15 protein-coding genes are annotated in these 16,199 nt (G+C 61.0%); 7 read left to right on the plus strand and 8 right to left on the minus strand.

Features of this window, described 5'->3' with window-relative positions:
- The first annotated feature begins 578 nt into the window (after positions 1–578).
- The 4 genes from purL to grxD all read left to right on the plus strand — a co-directional run bounded on the left by purL (position 579) and on the right by grxD (position 4,173).
- Positions 579–2,744, plus strand: coding sequence for a phosphoribosylformylglycinamidine synthase subunit PurL (purL, locus tag ETW24_RS10200; protein WP_129370959.1), 2,166 nt, complete (start codon positions 579–581; stop codon positions 2,742–2,744).
- Positions 2,745–2,844: 100 nt separating this feature from the next.
- Positions 2,845–3,363 carry a hypothetical protein gene (locus ETW24_RS10205; protein ID WP_254695737.1) on the plus strand — a complete coding sequence of 173 codons (519 nt, stop codon included), beginning with the start codon at positions 2,845–2,847 and terminating at the stop codon, positions 3,361–3,363.
- Positions 3,364–3,428: 65 nt separating this feature from the next.
- A complete protein-coding gene (locus ETW24_RS10210) occupies positions 3,429–3,665 on the plus strand; it encodes a BolA/IbaG family iron-sulfur metabolism protein (RefSeq protein ID WP_019297755.1) in 237 nt (78 codons plus the stop codon).
- A 145-nt stretch (positions 3,666–3,810) separates the two neighbouring features.
- Positions 3,811–4,173 (plus strand): Grx4 family monothiol glutaredoxin, encoded by a 363-nt coding sequence (gene grxD, locus ETW24_RS10215; protein ID WP_129370960.1) that lies wholly within the window; start codon positions 3,811–3,813, stop codon positions 4,171–4,173.
- A gap of 82 nt (positions 4,174–4,255) precedes the next feature.
- Here the strand turns inward: grxD and ETW24_RS10220 are convergent, their stop codons facing one another.
- From ETW24_RS10220 to ETW24_RS10235, 4 genes are all read right to left on the minus strand, one after another.
- Complete coding sequence (locus ETW24_RS10220; protein WP_129370961.1) at positions 4,256–5,425, minus strand: calcium-binding protein; 1,170 nt, start codon at positions 5,423–5,425, stop codon at positions 4,256–4,258.
- Between the two features lie 182 nt (positions 5,426–5,607).
- Complete coding sequence (locus ETW24_RS10225) at positions 5,608–6,498, minus strand: calcium-binding protein (RefSeq protein ID WP_129370962.1); 891 nt, start codon at positions 6,496–6,498, stop codon at positions 5,608–5,610.
- A 185-nt stretch (positions 6,499–6,683) separates the two neighbouring features.
- Complete coding sequence (locus ETW24_RS10230) at positions 6,684–7,085, minus strand: cell division protein ZapA (protein ID WP_129370963.1); 402 nt, start codon at positions 7,083–7,085, stop codon at positions 6,684–6,686.
- The gene (locus ETW24_RS10235; protein WP_129370964.1) at positions 7,085–7,918 is read right to left on the minus strand and encodes a colicin transporter; all 834 of its coding nucleotides are present in this window, start codon (positions 7,916–7,918) and stop codon (positions 7,085–7,087) included. Before ETW24_RS10235 ends, ETW24_RS10230 begins: the two co-directional genes overlap by 1 nt.
- Before the next feature lie 243 nt (positions 7,919–8,161).
- On the opposite strand from ETW24_RS10235, the gene tkt reads away from it, so the two are divergent.
- Positions 8,162–10,183 (plus strand): transketolase, encoded by a 2,022-nt coding sequence (gene tkt, locus ETW24_RS10240; protein WP_129370965.1) that lies wholly within the window; start codon positions 8,162–8,164, stop codon positions 10,181–10,183.
- Positions 10,184–11,500: 1,317 nt separating this feature from the next.
- Here tkt and ETW24_RS10250 read toward each other — a convergent pair.
- Positions 11,501–12,451 carry a DUF808 domain-containing protein gene (locus tag ETW24_RS10250; RefSeq protein ID WP_129370967.1) on the minus strand — a complete coding sequence of 317 codons (951 nt, stop codon included), beginning with the start codon at positions 12,449–12,451 and terminating at the stop codon, positions 11,501–11,503.
- A gap of 245 nt (positions 12,452–12,696) precedes the next feature.
- On the opposite strand from ETW24_RS10250, the gene gap reads away from it, so the two are divergent.
- Together gap and ETW24_RS24270 are read left to right on the plus strand one after the other, a co-directional pair.
- Positions 12,697–13,698, plus strand: a complete 1,002-nt coding sequence (gene gap / locus ETW24_RS10255) for a type I glyceraldehyde-3-phosphate dehydrogenase (RefSeq protein WP_129370968.1) — start codon at positions 12,697–12,699, stop codon at positions 13,696–13,698.
- 76 nt (positions 13,699–13,774) lie between these two features.
- Positions 13,775–13,918 carry a hypothetical protein gene (locus ETW24_RS24270; RefSeq protein WP_027259049.1) on the plus strand — a complete coding sequence of 48 codons (144 nt, stop codon included), beginning with the start codon at positions 13,775–13,777 and terminating at the stop codon, positions 13,916–13,918.
- Positions 13,919–14,085: 167 nt separating this feature from the next.
- Here the strand turns inward: ETW24_RS24270 and coaD are convergent, their stop codons facing one another.
- The 3 genes from coaD to ETW24_RS10270 all read right to left on the minus strand — a co-directional run bounded on the left by coaD (position 14,086) and on the right by ETW24_RS10270 (position 16,067).
- Complete coding sequence (gene coaD, locus ETW24_RS10260) at positions 14,086–14,586, minus strand: pantetheine-phosphate adenylyltransferase (protein ID WP_129370969.1); 501 nt, start codon at positions 14,584–14,586, stop codon at positions 14,086–14,088.
- 94 nt (positions 14,587–14,680) lie between these two features.
- Positions 14,681–15,115: a CBS domain-containing protein gene (locus tag ETW24_RS10265; protein WP_129370970.1), complete on the minus strand. Its 435-nt coding sequence runs from the start codon at positions 15,113–15,115 to the stop codon at positions 14,681–14,683.
- 55 nt (positions 15,116–15,170) lie between these two features.
- Positions 15,171–16,067 carry a LysR family transcriptional regulator gene (locus tag ETW24_RS10270; RefSeq protein WP_129370971.1) on the minus strand — a complete coding sequence of 299 codons (897 nt, stop codon included), beginning with the start codon at positions 16,065–16,067 and terminating at the stop codon, positions 15,171–15,173.
- Between the last annotated feature and the right edge of the window lie 132 nt (positions 16,068–16,199).

A 16,199-nucleotide genomic window follows, 5' to 3' on the forward strand; every position in this document is an offset into this window, starting at 1 on the left:
GTTTTGATTTGTCCGAACCGGTGCAGCGCCCCAAGCCATGCAATTTCCGCATACCAGCATTGACCCATCTTTGACATTAATCCCCTTGAAGGGGCAGGCCCGGCGCCCTAAATGAAGCTCATGAAGGCGGCGGCTTCGCCCCCCTTCATACCTCCCTGTTGGACTTCGGCCGAGCTTAGTGCTCGGCCTTTTTTTTGGCCGTAACACATTGACCCCAAAGGGGTATTGATCGACAGACGATCTGGACAAGCGTGCCCTGGTCCTGACAGCTTGCGGCGGCCCGCCAATGGGGCTGGACATGCCCTTGGATAGCAGCGCGGAAAAAACAAAGTCTTTTCTTTTCTTTTTCCAAACACCGCAGACTTTCGTCATGCTTGTAATTTCAGCGCTTGGCCAACCGCACGCCCGCAAATCTACCGCTTTGAAAAGACTAAAGCTTAACCCAGTTCAGCGGATCAGCCGCTGCGGCGCAAAGACGCCTCTGCCGGCATCTGGCCGGGAGCCGGCTGATTCCGCTTCCCCCGCGCCCCTCCTTGCCCTAAAAGGCGCGCAATCGCAGCCATTGGGGACGTTTACGGATGCAGGAACCCGCCATCACGCCTGAACTGATTGCCAATCACGGGCTGAAGCCCGACGAATACGATCTGATCCTGGAAATCATCGGGCGCGAGCCGACCTTCACCGAGCTGGGCATTTTCTCGGCGATGTGGAACGAGCACTGCTCTTACAAGTCCTCCAAGAAATGGCTGCGCACCCTGCCGACCGATGGCCCGCAAGTGATCTGCGGCCCCGGCGAAAACGCCGGCATCGTCGACATCGGCGATGGCGACGCGGTGGTGTTCAAGATGGAAAGCCACAACCACCCCTCTTACATCGAACCCTATCAGGGTGCGGCAACCGGGGTTGGCGGCATCCTGCGTGACGTCTTCACAATGGGCGCGCGGCCCATCGCCTCGATGAACTCGCTGTCCTTTGGCGAGCCGTCCCACCACAAGACCCGCCAGCTGGTCAACGGCGTGGTTGAGGGCATCGGCGGCTACGGCAACTGCTTTGGCGTGCCCTGCGCGGGCGGTGAAGTCCGCTTTCACCCCGCCTACAACGGCAACTGCCTGGTGAACGCCTTTGCTGCGGGCCTGGCAAAAACCGACGCCATCTTTTATTCCGCCGCGTCAGGCGTTGGCATGCCGGTTGTGTATCTGGGCGCCAAGACCGGTCGTGACGGCGTTGGCGGCGCCACCATGGCGTCGGCAGAATTCGATGACACCATTGAGGAAAAGCGCCCCACCGTTCAGGTCGGCGATCCCTTCACCGAAAAGCGCCTGATGGAAGCCACGCTGGAACTGATGCAGACCGGCGCGGTGATCTCGATCCAGGATATGGGTGCGGCTGGCCTCACCTGCTCGGCCGTGGAAATGGGCGACAAGGGCAAACTGGGCGTCAAGCTGAACCTGGAAGACGTGCCGCAGCGCGAAGAGAACATGACAGCCTACGAGATGATGCTGTCGGAATCTCAGGAACGCATGCTGATGGTGCTGAAGCCGTCGCTGGAAGCCGAAGCGCGTGCGGTGTTCGAAAAATGGGACCTGGATTTCGCCATTGTCGGCGAGACCATTGCCGAAGACCGTTTCCTGATCCTGCATAACGGCGACGTGAAGGCGGATCTGGTACTGTCCAAACTGGCCTCCACCGCGCCGGAATACGACCGCCCCTGGGTCCCGACCCCGGCGGCTGAACCGCTGACCGACGCCGACGTGCCCACCATTGATCCGATTGATGGCCTCAAGGCGCTGCTCACCTCGCCCAACTATGCGGGCAAGCAGTGGGTTTATGAGCAGTACGACACCACCGTGATGGGCGATACCGCCCGCCGCCCCGGCGCCGGTTCCGGTATTGTCCGGGTGCACGGCACCGGTAAAAAGCTGGCATTCACCTCGGACGTGACCCCGCGCTACGTGATGGCGAACCCCTTTGAGGGCGGCAAACAGGCGGTGGCCGAAGCTTACCGCAATCTGACAGCTGTGGGCGCCAAACCCTTGGCAACAACGGATAACCTGAACTTCGGAAACCCCGAAAAGCCCGAGATCATGGGCCAGTTTGTCGGCGCCATCAAAGGCATCGGCGAAGCCGTGGCCGCGCTCGACATGCCGATCGTCTCCGGCAACGTATCGCTGTACAATGAGACCGACGGCAAGGGCATCCTGCCGACCCCGACCATCGGCGCCGTGGGCCTGATTGCGGCGGGCGAGGAGCCGATCACCGGCGAAGCCCGCGACGGCCATGTCGCCCTGCTGGTGGGGGAAACCATTGGCCACTTGGGCCAGTCGGCACTGCTGGCCGAGGTCTTTAACCGCGAGGACGGCGACGCCCCGGCGGTCGATCTGGAGACGGAGAAGCGCAACGGCGAATTCATCCGCGCCAACCGCGATTTCATCAAAGCCTGTACCGACCTTGGCGACGGCGGCCTGGCGCTGGCGGCGTTCGAGTTGGCCGAGGAAGCCGGCGTCGGCGTGCAGATCGACGCGGGCGACACCCAGACCGTGTTCGGCGAAGACCAGGCGCGCTACCTGATCGCCTGCAACTTTGATCAGGCCGAGGCGCTGATGCTGGCTGCCGGCCAGGCCGGTGTGCCGTTGGTTACCGTCGGCAAGTTCGGCGGCGACATGGTTAAGATCGGCGGCTCCGAAGCACCGCTGGCAGAGCTGAAGGACATCTTCCGCTCCAGCTTTGCCGCTGCTGTCGCCTGATAAAAACACGCAATGCCCGAACCGGGCACCGTGGCAGACTGATGCATAGGGTGGGATGGCACAGCCGTCCCGCCCTTTGTTTTGAACCGGGGACCGGCCCATGACCCTTCCTGAGCTGACAGAGGATTGCAGCCGCTGCGCAGGTCTGTGCTGTGTGGCCTATCCGTTTGAGGCGCATGAGGACTTTGGCCTGCTGAAACAGGCAGATACCCCCTGCCCCAACCTCGCTCCGGATTTCCGCTGTAGCATTCATTCCGGCCTGGCTGCGTGCGGCTTTGGCGGCTGCGTCGCCTATTCTTGCGCCGGGGCCGGCCAAAGGGTCACGCAAGTGCTGTTTGACGGCGAAACCTGGCAGGATGACCCGGACCTGCTGACCCATATGACCTATGCGCTGCGGGTGCTGCGGCCCATCCACGAAGCTTTGCTGGTGCTGCAGGAGGCCGCCGCCCTGCCCTTGCCGCCGGAACTGCAAACCCGCTGCGCAGATCTGACCGCAGCGCTCTGCCCGCACAACCCCACCTCTGTTTGGGATTTTGAGGAAAACAGCGTGCAGAACGCCCTGGCGGCGGTGCCGGAATTTGTCGAAACCCTTGCGCCTTTTGCGCAGGACCGCGGTTAATCCCGCTTGCACAGCCCCCGGCGCCCACCTACATTTTTACCAAACAAGACAAAGGACTTCCCCGGATGCCCATGCAAGCCCACGAAATCGAAGAACTGCTGCGCGAAAGCTTCCCTGACGCTGAAATCCAGGTGGCCGGCACCGACGGCGTTCACATGTCGGCGATGGTCGTCGACGAAAGCTTCCGCGGCAAGAACCGCGTCCAGCAGCAGCGCGCCGTCTATGCCGCGTTGAAAGGCAAGATGGACGGCCCCGATGGCGAACTGCACGCCCTGGCACTGACGACAAAAGCGCCGGAGTAGGCCGGTTGGGCTGACTGCTTGAATTTGCGGGAAATCAAGTTTCTCCGGCTGCGGCCCTTTTATTGCTGCCCATTGTGGCATATCTCGCGCTCAACGACTTTCTGCCGGTCCACCCAAGGCGGCACGACGAAAAGGACATGAACCAATGACCGACGTAAAAACCCGCATCGACGAAACCGTCAAAGCCAGCGACGTGGTGCTGTTTATGAAAGGCACCAAGGAAATGCCGCAGTGCGGCTTCTCCTCGCGCGTGGCGGGCGTGCTGAACTACATCGGCGTGGACTACACCGATGTGAACGTGCTGGCGGATGAGGACATCCGCTCGGGCATCAAGGAATACTCCGACTGGCCGACCATCCCGCAGCTTTACATCAAGGGCGAATTCGTCGGCGGTTGTGACATCATCACCGAGATGACCCTGTCAGGCGAGCTGGACGGCATGTTCGAACAGAACAGCATCGCCTTTGACAAGGATGCTGCCGACAAGATCCGCGAAGCCAACGGTTAAAAGCTGAAAGCTCTTTTCATTACAAAGGCCTGCCGCATTCAGTTGCGGCAGGCCTTTTTTGTTTCGTGACCGATGCGGGGTTTTACGCCGCGTCGATCAGCACCAGGTCATCGGCGGTAAAGCTTTCGCCGGCCCCCTGCAACCGGGCCACAACCTCGCCCTGCTGCAGGATCAGCGCATCGCCTGTTTCCGCATCGTTTTCAACGCTGTAGTCGTCGGCATTCACGGCTTCGCTGCCATTGTCAAAGACCAGCTGAACCACGTCTTCGCCCGGTGTGTAATCGGTGATGGTGATGACACCGGTTGCGTCCTGCGACATATACAGGCTGAAGTCATCCTGCCCCTCGCCGCCGGTTCCGGTATCGCCGGCGCCCATCAGCAGGAAGTCATTGCCGGCGCCGCCATCCAGCGTATCCGCGCCGTCGTCCGCGTTGGAGAAGCCGACGTCCTCAAGCGTTGCACCCTCATCCTGGTCGCGCAGGCTGACAACCTCTTCCGGTGTCAGGTCCCGCGTCAGGTTTACCCCGCTCAGGGCATCATTGCCGGCGCCGCCATTCAGAACATCCGCGCCATCGCCGCCGATCAGGTCGTCATCCCAGGTGCCGCCATCCAGCGTATCGTCGCCAGCGTCGCCGAACAGAACGTCAATGCCGCCATCGCCCGACAGGGAATCGTTTCCGGCACCGCCATAGGCGATGTCGTGAAATTCGCCGCCGGAGATGGTGTCATTGCCCTCGCCGCCATCGGCCACGTCTTTTCCTGCGCCGGCAATCAGCACGTCGTTTCCGATGCCGCCTGTCAGGCTGTCATAGCCCAGGCCGCCAACCAGCGAGTCGTTCCAGTCGCCGCCGTCCAGCGTATCGTTGCCGCCTTCGCCGAAAATTGTGTCGAGGCCGCCGTCGCCGGACAAAAGGTCATTGCCGTTGCCACCGTAAATCAGATCATGAAACGCGCCGCCGGACACCGTGTCGCTGCCGTCGCCTGCCAGCACAGTGTCTTTGCCCTCGCTGCCCGAGATCTGATCATTGCCGCCCCCGGCCTGCACCCGGTCGGCCCCGGTTCCTGCGTCCAGAACATCGTCTTCATCCCCCAGGATCAGATCGTCCGGCCCATCCGTAGGAAGGGTCCCTGGCAGTACAGGTTCAGGGTTTTCATCAATGGGATCCGGCTCGGGCGCGTTATCATCGCCGTCATCAAAGCTGATCGCCAGGCCGGCAACTGCCAATGTGCTTAGAACAAGTGCGCCAATCATTTAGTCCCCCAAAAGTAGAAAGCAGAAATACATCACAACTCAGCTACGGGAATTCTTCAAATTGGTCCAGAATTTGTTGTTATTTTGCCTAAAAATTGCCTTAAACAATTTGTCCCCCAATGAGAAACAGTGAAGTCAGGTCTGCAATCGCAGGCGCGAAACCGGTGGCGCTTCAGGCCGGGTCAGCCTGAATTCGCGGGTGCATTGCCCGAAAAGCCCAGGTTTTCCAAGGCAAAACTGTCGCCGGCCCCCAGCAGCCTTGCAACCAGTTTGCCGTTTTCCAGGACAAGCGCATCGCCGCTGTCTTCCTCCCGCTGAATGCTGAAACCGCCGGTATTGCCGCCAGCAACCCGAACGGTATCGGTTCCGGCCTCAAAATCCTCAATCGTGATTACGCCGGTTGCATCCGGATCACGGTGCAGCTCAAACACGTCCTTGCCGCTGCCGCCAATGGCGGTATCCCCTGCCCCCAAGGCCAGGAAGTCGTTGCCATCGCCGCCGTCCAGCGTGTCAGCCTCATCATCCGCGGACAAAGCAAAAATATTCTCCGCGGATTCCTCGCCGTCGCGCAGGGATTTCAGCGTCCCGGCATCCGGCTCCGGGTCAACACTGACACCGAAAAGGTTGTCGTTGCCGCGCCCGCCGGACAAGTCGTCCGAACCTTCGCCGCCTGCAAGCACATCATCCCAGTCCCCGCCCATCAGCGTGTCGTCGCCGGTGCCGCCGAACAGGATATCCTTGCCGCCTTCGCCGTCCAGCACATCCGCGCCCGCACCGCCCAGCAAAATGTCGTGGAATTCGCCACCAGACAGCAGATCTGCGCCGCCTTCGCCTTGCAGTATGTCCAGCCCCGGGCCGCCGGACACCGTGTCATCGCCATCGCCGGCGCGCACCTGATCATTGCCTCTGCCGGCATCAATACTGTCAGCCTCATCGCCAAGCTGCAGGCGGTCGGAATTTTCCGTGGGTTCTGTATCGGGCTGCTCGTCTTCCGGCAGCGGCAGGTCAAAGTCATAAGCACTTGCCGAGGCGCCGGCCAGCAACAAGACTCCCAGGATCAAGGCTTCGTACATTCTGTGCTGCTCCACTGCGTCAGGACTTCTGCCCGTGCGGTGAAGCTATCGTAAACACCCGCCGCGGACGAGCGCCGGGCGGCCTGACTGCATGAAAAACAGTGTTTCCAACGGGTCCGGCAAAGGCCGGAAAAGGAACAATATTTTGCCGTTTTCCTTTACCCGGGCGCAGGCGCGGGACAATCTCAGCCCGCCGGCTGTGCTTTTTCTTCGATTTCCTGGGCCAGCGCCTCGGTCCGGGCGGCCAGTTCAGCCAGGCTCTCAGTAACCTGCGGCGGCACGATCGGGACTTCGATCCGCTCGGGTTCCGGTGCCGGCATGGCGCGCAACTCCGCCAGCTCCTGGTCGCGTTCGGCGAGAACGGCCTCAACCTCTTTGATCCGGTCCTCGACCGCGGCGGTCTTGTCAGCCAGCATCAGCCCGGCCATCAGCAGCATCCGGGCCTCGGGCATCCGGCCGATCTGGTCCGACAGCACCTGCGCCTCGTCATCCAGCATTTTGGCGGCGGAATGCAGATAGCTTTCCTCACCTTCCTGGCAGGACACCTCAAAGCCGCGGCCGCCGATCATTATGGTCACTTCGGGCATCAGACTTCCTCCCCTTCCGGCAGGTTGCGGGCATTGGCCAAGAGCGGCTCCAACTTGGCCAGCACCGCGTTGACCTGGGCCTGGTCGCTGGCCTGCGCCGCGCGCAGCCCCTCGATCTCGGCTTCCATAGCCGTGTTGATCAGCCCGGCATCGCCCAGGCTTTGGGCATTTGCATCGCGCAGCGCTGTGTTGGAGGCACGCAGCTCCTCGTTGGCCTGGCGCAATTGCTGCAGTTCGGTATCAAGCCGCAGCAGGGTTTCATTCTGGCGTTCAATCTCTGCGCCCCTGTCCTGGGCCGGGGCCGTATCCGCCGGTGCTGCCGCAGCAGCCGACGCCTCCTCCAGCTGGGCCTTCAGGCTGTCATTGGCAGCCCGGGCCTCAGACAGCTGGTCTTCCAGCGCTTCCTTGTCACTGGCGGCGGTATTTGCCGCGGCTTCCAGCTCCCCCTTCAGCCTTGCAACTTCACCGCGCAGGGCTTCTTTTTCCGCCGGATCCCCGGCTTCGTTGCGCAACAATTGCAGCTCGGCTTCCATCGCCGCGATATCTTCATTTGCGGCGGGAGCCTGGTTTCCGGCCTCCTGCAGACGTGCGCGCAACACCTTCACACGCTCCTCAAGCTGGGCGTTGGCGAGCTTTTCTTCTTCCAGCGCCTGTTCGATCTCAGCCGTCGCAGCCCCGGCAGCAGCCGCTTCCGCCGCCTTAGCGGCCTCGGCAGCAACCTCTGCGGCCTTGACCTTATCCGCTTCGCGCGCCTCCTGCAGCGCAGCCGTGCCGGTGCCGATACGCTCAAGTGCGGCCTGAATGCGGCCTTGCAATTCTTCAATCTGGTTCATGCCTGTCCCTCACCCGTCCACATCAGTGCCATATTCGTTCCGGCGCCCGCGCGAATCGCGCATCTGCCGCCGACATGGGCCAGTTCTTCCCTTTCAGGGATAAAACACCCCCCCTTGTGTTTCAACCACTTGCCGCGCCAACTTCGCGCAACATAGAAGACATAGGCGCAACCATGCTTGATCTTTGCGGCATCGCTGTTATTGAGCGCAGCAATTGCCTGTTAACGCCAAAGGACGATCCAAGTGGACCTGACAGCCCTGCGCACCGCCAATCCCGACCATTGGAACAAGGCCGCCGCCATTCGCGCGCTGGCTCTGGACGCCGTCGCCGCCGCCAATTCCGGCCACACCGGAATGCCGATCGGCATGGCCGACGTGGCGACCGTGCTGTTCGAAAAGCACCTCAAATTCGATGCATCCAACCCGCAGTGGCCGGACCGTGACCGGTTCATCCTGTCGGCGGGCCACGGCTCGATGCTGATCTATTCGCTGCTGTATCTTGTTGGCGACCGCCAGGTGACTCTGGATCAGATCAAGAACTTCCGCCAGACCGGCGCGCTGACTGCGGGCCACCCGGAAAACTTCCTGCTGGATGCGGTTGAAACCACCACCGGCCCGCTGGGTCAGGGTATTTCCAACGCTGTCGGCTTTGCCATGGCCGAGGAAATGCAGCGCGCCCATTACGGCCGCAAGGTCGTGGATCACCACACCTATGTGATCGCCGGCGACGGCTGCCTGATGGAAGGCATCAGCCAGGAGGCCATCGGTCTTGCCGGCCGCCACCAGCTGGGCAAGCTGATCGTGTTCTGGGACAACAACAACATCACCATCGACGGCACCGTTGATCTGTCCGACCGCACCAACCAGGTGCAGCGCTTCAAGGCGTCGGGCTGGCAGGTGCTGGAAATCGACGGCCATGACCCCAAGGCCATCGACGAGGCCATCGAGGCCGCCAAGAAGTCCAAGAAACCGTCGATGATCGCCTGCAAGACCCATATCGCTCTGGGCCACGCCGCACAGGACACCTCCAAGGGCCACGGCGCCCTGACCGATGCGGACCAGCTGAAGGCCGCCAAGGACGCCTATGGCTGGACCGGCGGCGCGTTTGAAGTGCCGAGCGAGATCAAATCCCAGTGGGAAGAGATCGGTGCGCGCGGCAAGTCCGAGCGCGAAGCCTGGGAAGCCCGTTTTGCCGAGCTGTCGACGCAGAAACAGGACCGTTTCAACCGTGCCTATGCACTGGACGCGCCCAAGAAACTGTCCGCCGCCATCAAGGCGCTGAAAAAGCAGGTGAGCGAGGAGCAGCCAAAGGTTGCCACCCGTAAATCCTCGGAAATGGCGCTGGCCGTCATCAACCCCTTGATGCCGGAAACCGTGGGCGGCTCTGCCGACCTCACCGGCTCCAACAACACCAAGACCGGCGATCTCGGCACCTTCGACACCGACAACCGCAAGGGCCGCTATGTCTATTGGGGCATCCGCGAGCACGGCATGGCCGCAGCGATGAACGGAATGGTGCTGCACGGCGGCGTGCGCGCTTACGGCGGCACCTTCTTCTGCTTCACCGACTATGCCCGCCCGGCGATGCGCCTGGCCGCCCTGTCGAAGATCCCGACCGTGTTTGTGATGACCCACGACTCGATCGGCGTTGGCGAAGACGGCCCGACCCACCAGCCGGTTGAACACCTGGCAATCTGCCGCGCGACCCCGAACACCTATGTGTTCCGCCCGGCCGACACCGTCGAAACCGCCGAGGCCTGGGAAATTGCCCTGACCACCAAAGACACCCCTTCGGTGATGACCCTGACCCGTCAGAACCTGCCGACCGTCCGGACCGAGCACAAGCTGACCAACATGGTCGAAAAAGGCGCCTATGTGCTGGCCGAGGCCGAGGGTAAGCGCCAGGTGATCCTGATCGCCACCGGCTCCGAAGTGTCCGTCGCGATGGAGGCCAAGGCCAAGCTGGAAGCCGAGGGCATCGGCACCCGCGTTGTTTCCATGCCCTGCATGGAGCTGTTTGCACAGCAGGACGAAGCCTACCGCCGCAAGGTCCTGCCCGCAGGCCCCGTCCGTGTCGGCATCGAGGCCGCCATGCGCGCCGGCGGCTGGGACCGCTGGCTGCTGGGCGAGCGCGGCCAGGAGAAGAAAGCCGGTTTCGTCGGCATGGACCGCTTCGGCGCCTCTGCCCCGGCAGGCGAACTGTTCGAGCGTTTCGGCATCACCGCCGAGGGCACAGTGGCCAAGGTGAAAGAGCTGCTGGGCTAAGTCTGGCTAAGACCCAAGAACGAAAGGGGAGCCTCCGGGCTCCCCTTTTCCATTACAGCACGTCTGTGGAACTATTAGACTCAAACTTGAAGGAAACACCTAGTGAACCAAAACCACAGAAGCGCCGCTGCGTTTGGCTAGTTCCTTCATCGAATACTGTCGCTTCTTTTTCAAAGGAAACGGTATTCCGCTCTCGCGTAAGTCAAAAGGATCTCCTCGAGTATACTCTTCTTCAGCCAAAATGTGTCGATTTGCGTTAACGCAACTGAACTCCCCGCCCGGTCTCTGCGTAACCGGGTTGTAAGTCAGCAGTCCGTATTTCCAGCATAGTCGCGCATATTTCGATCCGCCCACGGGTGGTTTCACGGTCCATTGCCCAATGACAACAGCCGTATTTCCCGGGTACCAAAGAAAGGTTTTACCGTCCGGGGCGAGGTACTCCACCTGCGTTCCATGCTGAACGCTGTAATCTAGAAACGTAGCCCCGGAGTAACGCTTCCGCATTCCTGCAACAGAAAAAGTTTCAGCTGGGTAACTCGCAATCTCAGCTGCCGAGCGTGATTGGAATTCTTGAACTTTTGCTTGGAACTGTTCTGGGGACAAGCCGGGAGAACACCCGCAAACAAACACCGTCACACCGGCCCAAACTACATGCTTTATCACCGGCACCACAGGTTCACACTCCACCCAAACTTTGAAAACTCAGCCGCAGGAATGGGTCTTCCTGCAGTTCCTTTCGGAACAGGCTGACCAAGAATTGGGCCGGGTGTAGTCGGCGCAGCATATTGACGGCCGACGGTGTTTCTTGTCACTTTCCGACCCTGGCAGACCGTTTGGCGCGCGATGTCCTGCCCCATCATAAAGGCAATGCTAGGATTCTCTCCGGTGCCATAAGCCGCAGCAAACTTTTCTGCAGTGTCGCGGTTTAGTGGCGACAAAAAAACGTTGGACTTGGTGTACGAAGTTCCCTCTGAAACTCTGAGGCCAACTTTTACTGGATAACCCGCGTGCGGACCGTTGTTTGAGCGTTTTGAGACCGTGGCGCTAATGTAACGCAGCCTTTGCTGTTCGGTTGGCATCTTAATGATCACACCAGTGCTAGCCAGGCCAGTGTTTGAGAAGGTCGGTGCTGGTGTGCTCGCTGTGTGTTCTGAGGTCGCACAAGCCGAAAGGAAAGAAGCTGAAACAACCAGTGCAGTGACTGCACGCTTTGATATTTTCCTTAACATTTTTTTCCTTGTGAAAACTGAGTGTTTGATTGTTCGTCTTAATGAGTAGGGTGTTGTTGTCGGTATTGGCCAATTGGCGGGGCAGCCTTCAGGACTTGGAAATCAAGGGCCCAATCACCTTGGTCGCCAGCGGGATCAGCACCAGGCCCCAGGCAACCCCAAACACCCCGTCCATCGCCGCCTTGGCCGTCCACTCTGCAAAGCCGGTCCAGGCGGCAGGCACTGCGTGGCCCACGGCATAGGCCCAGTCGTGGATCAGATGGCCCAGCCAGCCAAAGCCCAGTACCTCCAGCCCGTGAATGATGATGGAGCCGCCAACCCACAGCATCGCTGCGGTGCCGACCACGGACAGGATCCACATCAGAACCGGCATGAATTTCACCAGCCCGCGCCCCAGCCCGCGGCCGATGGGTGTCGGGGCATTCTCAGCCATATACAGCCCCACATCATCCATCTTCACGATCAGCGCGACAGAGCCGTAGACCGCCAGCGTCACCCCAATCGCCACCACCGCCAGCGTCGCCCCTTGGATCCAGACGTTTGGCGCCTCAATGGCAGCCAGCGCGATTGTCATGATCTCGGCGGACAGGATGAAATCGGTCTTGATCGCGCCTTTGATCTTCTGCTCCTCCAGATGGCCGGGGTCCTTGACGCTCATGTCTTCGTCAATGGCGTGACTGGCATGGGGGAACAGCACGTGAAAGATCTTCTCGGCCCCCTCAAAGCACAGGTACGACCCGCCCAGCATCAGCAAGGGCGTAATGAGCCACGGCGCAAAATTCGCCAGCAGCATCGCCACCGGCATCAACAGGATCAGCTTGTTGAACAGAGACCCGCGGGTGATGCGCCAGATGATCGGCAGCTCGCGCGCAGGCGCAAAGCCCTGCAGGTACTTCGGCGTCACCGCCGCATCGTCGATGATCACGCCCGCGGTCTTGGCGCCGGCCTTGCCCGCCGCCGCCGCCACATCATCGACCGAGGCCGCCGCAACCTTGGCAATCCCCGCCACATCATCCAGAAGCGCCAGCAAACCGCTCATACCCAATCCCTCAAATCCTGTCCGCGTTCGGGGGCAATCTGCCCGCTTCCGCGCCGCAGCACAAGCGTTAGCGCCACCGTCCGCACCCAGCCGATTTCCGTTAACGCCACCGCCGCAAACCGTTAGCGCCATCGTTCGCTTTTTGCGCTAACAGTTTCATTTAATGACGCTTTTACCTCTTTAGACCACATCTGCACCGGTCTATATGGCGATCAAAGGTTTTTGCTCGCTTGGAGACGTAACTCATGACCATCAAAGTCGGGATCAACGGTTTTGGCCGCATCGGACGCTGCACCCTGTCGCATATCGCAGCATCGGGCCGCGACGACATCGAAGTGATCAAGGTGAACGCCACCGGCCCGCTGGAGACCGCAGCCCACCTGATCAAATACGATAGCGTGCATGGCCGTTTCCCCGGCGAGGTCACCATTGGCGAAGGCACCATGAACCTGGGCCGCGGCGACATGCAGATGTTCTCGACCTACGACATGGCTGAGCTGGACTGGTCGGGCTGCGACGTGGTTCTGGAATGCACCGGCAAGTTCAACGACGGTGAAAAAGCCAAAGCGCATCTGGAGCGCGGTGCGAAGAAAGTACTGCTGTCCGCCCCCGGCAAAAACGTCGACAAGACCATCGTCTTCGGCGTCAACGACGACCAGCTGACCGCCGCCGACACCATGATCTCCAACGGCTCCTGCACCACCAACTGCCTGGCGCCGCTGGCCAAGGTGCTGGACGAGGCGTTCGGCATCGAGCACGGCATCATGACCACCATCCACGCCTACACCGGCGACCAGCCGACTCTGGACCGCCGCCACAAGGACCTGTACCGCGCCCGCGCCGCTGCCATGTCGATGATCCCGACCTCGACCGGCGCCGCCAAGGCCCTGGGTGAGGTGCTGCCGAACCTGAAAGGCCGCCTTGATGGTTCCGCCATCCGCGTGCCGACCCCGAATGTCTCCGCCGTGGACCTGACTTTCCGCGCTGGCCGCGATGTGACCCCTGAGCAGATCAACGCCGCCGTCAAGGAAGCCGCCGAAGGCCCGATGAAGGGCGTTCTGGGCTATGAGCCGGCACCGCTGGTCTCCTGCGACTTCAACCACTCGCCCGAGAGCTCGATCTTTGCACCGGATCAGACCCGGGTGCTGGACGGCCGCATGGTACGGGTTCTGGCCTGGTACGACAATGAATGGGGTTTCTCGGTCCGCATGGCCGATGTGGCCGTCGCGATGGGCAAACTGGGCTGATCCCGGCCTAACCTCTTGAGACTTCACGCCCGCTCAGGTTATCTGGGCGGGCGTTTTCTATTGCGGCGGAGCCCCGATGACCAACCGGATTGCCATTTCCCTCGGCGTGTTCCTGATTGCCGCCGCGGTGATCGACATCGCCATGTTCGGCGATCAGCACATGATCTTCCTGGGCAAGAAACTGTTTGCCCTGATCGACTGGGTCGCCTTCTGGCGCTGACCGGTCTGTGGCCGCCTGCCACAGGTTTCGACGCCGCCTGTGCCGGTTTTGCTTCTTTCTGGTCTAAAATACCCCGGGGTGAATTGGCCTGCGGCCAAGAGGGGCAGCGCCCCTCCCGCGTCAGCCTGCGGCCCGCACTGCACTCAGCGGGTTTACCCCACGCCGGTTCATGCGGTCTTGCCCAAACGCTCCAGCAGCTTGTCGTTGACCAGCGGAGTGACGAATTTCGACACGTCGCCGTCCAGCCGGGCGATTTCCTTGACCAGTTTTGATGCGATCGCCTGGTGCCGTGCCTCTGCCATCAGGAACACGGTCTCGATCGAACTGTCCAACGCCCGGTTCATACCGACCATCTGAAACTCATACTCGAAATCGGCAACCGCCCGCAGGCCGCGCACGATGATTTGCGCGCCGACGTCGCGGGCGCAGTCGATCAGCAGGTTTTCAAACGGATGCGCAACAATTTCGGTCCCGGTTTCGGTGCTGAGCTTGGCGCATTCCGCCTCGATCATCTCAACCCGCTCTTCCAGGTCAAACAGCGGCCCCTTGTCGCGGTTGATTGCCACGCCGATAACCAGTTTATCCACCATCGCGCTGGCGCGGCGGATAATGTCGATATGCCCGATGGTGATCGGGTCAAAGGTGCCGGGATACAGACCCACACGCATCGGCGGCCTCCTGCTTTGTCAAATTTCTGCACAGGCAAACATATTTGCAGCCGTCATTGCAAGAGGGCAGAAATACGGACACCGCCGCTGCGGCTTAGTGCCCCATGATCATGCCTTGCAGGGCATCTTTCTCCATTGCCACCTGCGCCAGCTGCGCTTTGACCAGATCGCCAAGCGTTACGATCCCAACAAGTTTTCCATCTTCGACAACCGGCATATGGCGGAAACGCCCTTCGGTCATCTGCTGCAGCACACCGCCGACATTCGACTGGCTGGTGCAGGTCACCAGCTTGCGCGTCATGTATTCGCTGACAGGTTTGCTCAGGCAGCCGGGCCCGCTGACGGCAAGCTCACGGACAATATCGCGCTCGGACAGAATGCCATCGGGTTTTTCTCCATCCGCGGAAACTACAACGGAACCGAATTTGTTCTCGGCCAAAAGCTTTGCTGCTTCCGACACGCTGGCATCCGGCTTGATCGTGACCACACCGTTGGTGGCTTTGGACTTCAAAATGACCTGAACGAGCACGTTGCAGACCTCCATAATATTGGCGCGTTTCGATTAAGTGTGCCGCAACGCAGCTTTAAGTCAAGGCTTCCAGCCGGGCCACCTCGTCGCGGATACCTTTCGACAACGCCTGGGCAAAGCGGTTCAACCGCTCGCTGCGCTGGTCGCCCTGGTGGCGCACCAGATGGAAACTGCGGCTGAGGCTGACCTTGTCGGTCAGGATCTTGCGCAGCATCCGATGCGCCGGCAGGCTGAAGTCATGCGCAATGCAGATCGCCGTGCCCTGGGCGGCCATCTTGATCTGCACTGACACGGAATTCGATGCCAGCGCCACCCGTTCGACCCCGATGTCGTTCAGATAGTCCAGTTCCTTGTCGAAAATCATGTCGGGGATGTAGCCGATCATCTTGTGGCCCTTCAGATCCGCCAGCCCGGTGATCGGCGGATGGTTCTTCAGGTAATGACGCGAGGCGACCAGATGCAGCCGGTAGTCGCAGATCTTCTGCACCAGCAGCTTGCCCGCTGTCGGCGCGCTGACGGTCACTGCCATATCCGCCTCGCGGCGGCTGAGGTTGATCACCCGCGGCAGCGCCACGATCTGGATGTCCAGATCCGGGTTTTCCTCGGCGATCCGGGCGCAGACCTGCGGCAACAGATAGTTGGCGCTGCCGTCCGGGGCGCCGATACGTATCTGCCCGGACATGGTGTCGCTGGGGCCGCTCAGCGCTTCGGTCCCGGCGCGCATGGCCTGTTCGGCCGCTTCGGCATGGACCAGCAGACGGTCGCCCGCGGCACTCAGCGCATAGCCCTGCGGCGATTTCACAAACAGCGGTGTTTCCAGTGCGGCCTCAAACCGGGCGACCCGCCGTCCCACCGTTGCGGGGTCCATTTTGAGGATACGGCCGGCGCCTGACAGGCTCGCCTCCCGTGCCACCGCCAAAAACACTTTCATATCATCCCACTGCGGATCCATTGGCCCGGGTCCTCCGTCTTGCTGCTAACGTTCTGTTAACCTTTTGCGTTCCTGCAAAGCCTCTTTGAAATCTTTCCTCTTTTCCGATGATTTTTGCAAGCCTAGGATTAAGGCAAGATGAACAGAGGAGGA

Source organism: Leisingera sp. NJS204, assembly GCF_004123675.1.
Taxonomy (GTDB): Bacteria; Pseudomonadota; Alphaproteobacteria; order Rhodobacterales; family Rhodobacteraceae; genus Leisingera.

What these genes read in the sequence shown, in the direction of transcription:
- grxD (WP_129370960.1), top strand. Translation starts at nt 3,811, where the DNA reads ATGACCGACGTAAAAACCCGCATCGACGAAACCGTCAAAGCCAGCGAC.
- coaD (WP_129370969.1), bottom strand. Translation starts at nt 14,586, where the DNA reads ATGCGTGTGGGTCTGTATCCCGGCACCTTTGACCCGATCACCATCGGG.
- ETW24_RS24270 (WP_027259049.1), top strand. Translation starts at nt 13,775, where the DNA reads ATGACCAACCGGATTGCCATTTCCCTCGGCGTGTTCCTGATTGCCGCC.
- ETW24_RS10270 (WP_129370971.1), bottom strand. Translation starts at nt 16,067, where the DNA reads ATGGATCCGCAGTGGGATGATATGAAAGTGTTTTTGGCGGTGGCACGG.
- ETW24_RS10250 (WP_129370967.1), bottom strand. Translation starts at nt 12,451, where the DNA reads ATGAGCGGTTTGCTGGCGCTTCTGGATGATGTGGCGGGGATTGCCAAG.
- gap (WP_129370968.1), top strand. Translation starts at nt 12,697, where the DNA reads ATGACCATCAAAGTCGGGATCAACGGTTTTGGCCGCATCGGACGCTGC.
- purL (WP_129370959.1), top strand. Translation starts at nt 579, where the DNA reads ATGCAGGAACCCGCCATCACGCCTGAACTGATTGCCAATCACGGGCTG.
- ETW24_RS10205 (WP_254695737.1), top strand. Translation starts at nt 2,845, where the DNA reads ATGACCCTTCCTGAGCTGACAGAGGATTGCAGCCGCTGCGCAGGTCTG.
- ETW24_RS10235 (WP_129370964.1), bottom strand. Translation starts at nt 7,918, where the DNA reads ATGAACCAGATTGAAGAATTGCAAGGCCGCATTCAGGCCGCACTTGAG.
- ETW24_RS10220 (WP_129370961.1), bottom strand. Translation starts at nt 5,425, where the DNA reads ATGATTGGCGCACTTGTTCTAAGCACATTGGCAGTTGCCGGCCTGGCG.
- ETW24_RS10210 (WP_019297755.1), top strand. Translation starts at nt 3,429, where the DNA reads ATGCCCATGCAAGCCCACGAAATCGAAGAACTGCTGCGCGAAAGCTTC.
- ETW24_RS10225 (WP_129370962.1), bottom strand. Translation starts at nt 6,498, where the DNA reads ATGTACGAAGCCTTGATCCTGGGAGTCTTGTTGCTGGCCGGCGCCTCG.
- ETW24_RS10230 (WP_129370963.1), bottom strand. Translation starts at nt 7,085, where the DNA reads ATGCCCGAAGTGACCATAATGATCGGCGGCCGCGGCTTTGAGGTGTCC.